Annotated in this window: 3 protein-coding genes; 1 reads left to right on the top strand and 2 read right to left on the bottom strand. The window is 67.9% G+C overall.

Going from position 1 to position 3128, the window contains the following annotated elements; genetic code table 11:
* Nucleotides 1-833: tripartite tricarboxylate transporter permease (locus ABDW35_RS34830; protein ID WP_343718426.1), on the top strand; the 833-nt coding region annotated here is incomplete at its 5' end.
* Between the two features lie 24 nt (nt 834-857).
* Here the strand turns inward: ABDW35_RS34830 and ABDW35_RS34825 are convergent.
* Nucleotides 858-1925 carry a LysM peptidoglycan-binding domain-containing protein gene (locus ABDW35_RS34825; RefSeq protein ID WP_343718425.1) on the bottom strand — a complete coding sequence of 356 codons (1068 nt, stop codon included), beginning with the start codon at nt 1923-1925 and terminating at the stop codon, nt 858-860.
* A gap of 275 nt (nt 1926-2200) precedes the next feature.
* Nucleotides 2201-3128, bottom strand: a 928-nt coding sequence (locus ABDW35_RS34820) for an OmpA family protein (RefSeq protein WP_343718424.1), incomplete at its 5' end; no start/stop codon positions are given.

The raw sequence follows: 3128 nt of genomic DNA, 5'->3' as shown, positions 1-3128 counted from the left end.
CCGAGGAGCATGTCGAGGCGATCCGCGGCTCGATCTGGATGAGCAAGTCGGACTGGAAGCGGTCGTGGAAGCCGTGGCTGCGCGGCACCCTGTTCGGCTTCCCGATCGGGGCGATGCCCGCCGGCGGCGCCGAGATCCCGACCTTCCTGTCCTACGCCACCGAGAAGAAGCTGTCGCAGCATCCGGAGGAGTTCGGCCATGGCGCCATCGAAGGCGTGGCCGGGCCGGAGGCCGCGAACAACGCCTCGGCCGCCGGCACGCTGGTGCCGCTGCTGACGCTCGGTCTGCCCACCTCGGCCACGGCGGCGATCATGCTGGCCGGCTTTCAGCAATACAACATCCAGCCCGGACCGCTGCTGTTCCAGAGCAACCCCGAGCTGGTCTGGGGCCTGATCGCCAGCCTGTTCGTCGCCAACGCCATGCTGCTGGTGCTGAACCTGCCGATGGTCGGGCTGTGGGTGCGGCTGCTGTCGATCCCGCGTCCCTGGCTCTACGGCGGCATCCTGGTCTTCGCCACGCTGGGCACGATCGGATCCAACCCCTCCTCCTTCCAGCTCGGGCTGCTGCTGGCCTTCGGCCTGCTCGGCTACCTGCTGCGGCGCTTCCACTACCCGATCGCGCCGGTGGTGGTCGGCTTCATCCTGGGACCGATGGCGGAGCTGCCGCTGCGCCGCGCCCTGCAGAACAGCCGCGGCGACCCCATGATCCTGGTCTCCTCGCCGATCTCGATCACGCTGCTGGCGATCACCGTCATCGTCGTGGTGGTGCCGATGGTGCTGCGCCAGATGGGCAAGGGCCGCGTCCTGGCCCAACTGGCGGCCGAGGAGGATTGAGGCCGGGGCCGGCCGCGGACGATCCTAGCCGCGGTCGGTCTCTGCCGGCGCCCCCGGGGGCGGGACCGTCAGGATCTGACCCGGATAGATCAGGTCCGGGTCCCGGATCCGGTCGCGGTTGGCCTGATAGATGATGGTGTAGTGGACGCCGCGCCCATAGGCGCTGTGGGCGATCCGCCACAGGCTGTTGCCGGGCTGGACGACGATCCGCTCTTCGGCCGCGGCGATGTCGCTGAGCGCGGCGCGCTGGAACGGCATCTCGGCCCGGTCGGTCACTTGCCCCTTGGCATCGAGCTGATCGGCCCGCAGGCGGTAGACACCCGGCATGATCAGCCGGTTCGCCGCGATCCGGAACCGGCCCGCAGGGTCGATCCGGCCTTCGCCGACCGGGAGATTGTCGAGATAGAGCCGGACGAGGGAACCGGCGGCCCCATGCCCGCTGACGAGCACCGCATCCTCATCGCCGTAGTCGATGAGATCGATGGAAAAGCCGGGCTGCGCCGCGGCGGCCTCGGCCGGCACCTGCAGGATGCTGGATGCGCCTCCGGTCTTCGGGATCAGGAGGACGAGCGGCCCATCCCGGTCCGAGGGGGCGCCGGCCGCGGCCCGGCCCTGCGGCGGCATCATGGCGAGCGCGACATCGGCTGAGTCCACCGTGCGGCCATCCCGGGTGGCGCGCAGCGTGATCGGATGATCCCCCGGCGTGATCGGCTTCTCCGAGACGAAGACCCATTCGCCGCCGGCATCGGCGTCGACCGAGCCGATCTCCTCCTTGCCGTCGAGGATCGTGATCCGGGCACCGGCGGGCCCCCGCCCGGCCATGATCAGGTAGCCCTCCGCATTGATCCGGATCGCGTCGAAACCCACCCGTGCCTCGTCGCCGGCCTTCACGCTCGCGACGGGATCGGACGGCCTGCCCTTCGGGTCGAGCGAGGCCGTCGCACGCCCGCTGTCCGATGGCGGCGACAGGGCTGCCGGCGTCACTGCGGCTGGCTGCGGCTCCGACAGGAGGTGCAGCGGTTTCAGCACGGTCAGCGATGCCCCCGGAAGAATTGTGAGGGCTGCGCCATAGATCAGGAAGATTCGTTTCACCTTGCGATCGGCCCAGCGACACGCCCTTCCGGAACATGCCGGACAGAAATGTTCATTCGGCTCCGAATGCCGATGCGTCCCGCACGCATTGACGAATGAAGCCGCATAAGACAGTATCGCCTCTAGTCATACAATATGAATTCTCTTTTATGATTTATCCTGTCAGAGATCGCACTCGAATGAGGTATCCACCGGATATGATTTTACTTCGTAAGGTGGATCCGAGCAGTTTCGAGGCTCATCTATTTGGATAGGACGGAAAGAATTCGACCACCCTATCGGGACAGCTGCTGAGCGATCTCGCCGATACGGGCCTCCGCATCGGTGACGACCCGGAACTCCACCCGGCGCGACCGGTCGGCATCCTCCCCGCCGCCGTGGCCCAGCACCGGCCGGCTCGACGACATGCCGACGGCGACGAGGGTGTGCCTGGCCCAGTCCTCGACCGGCGCGACATCGCCCAGCCCCAGACAGTATTCCAGCACCGAGCGCGTCCGCTCCTGCGACAGGCCCATATTGAGGAAATAAGCCTCCCGCGACGAGGTGTTCTGCCGCCATTCGGAGGAGGTGTGGCCCTCGATCCGGATCTCCGCGATGGTGTCACGGCGCGCATCCAGCAGCCGCAGGAACCGGGGGCAGAAATCCGCCAGCGTGCCCTTGAAGGCCGGCGTCAGGGTGGCGCGCCCCTGGTCGAACAGCACGTCGGGGGCCAGGAAGCGGAACACCGACCCGTCGTCATCGATCTCGGCGTTCCAGCGCGACAGGTCCTTGCCGAACTCCGTCTGCAGCGCCTGCCCGATCCTGCGGTTCGAATCCTCCCAGGCATCGGTGATGCCGCGGACCGTCTCGACCAGATCCGAATTCTTCGCAATCCGGGCGATGTCGTCGGCGGTGATCTCGCCGTTCCGCTTCTTGGCCGCGATCCCGCGCACCAGCTCGACGAAGTTCTCGATCTCCTTCCTGTCCATCCCGGCGGTGGCGTCGAGCAGCGGCCGGGCCTCCTCCTTCTCCGCCAGCAGCGTGGCGATCCTCTCGTCCCGGCTGCGCACCTCCTGCTCGAGGACGGCGATGCGCTTGAGCACCTCCCGCACGCTGTCCTGCGACCCGGCATCGACCAGCAGCCGCTGCATCTCCCGCAGCGCCGTCCGGTCGCCGGCCTGGCGCGCCGCGAACAGCGCCAGGGACAGGACCAGGACGAAGGAC

It is taken from the genome of Inquilinus sp. (genome assembly GCF_039594555.1).
Classification (GTDB): Bacteria; Pseudomonadota; Alphaproteobacteria; order DSM-16000; family Inquilinaceae; genus Inquilinus.
Note: the sequence above shows the minus strand (reverse complement) of the source record. Positions and strands in the feature narration are given on the sequence as shown.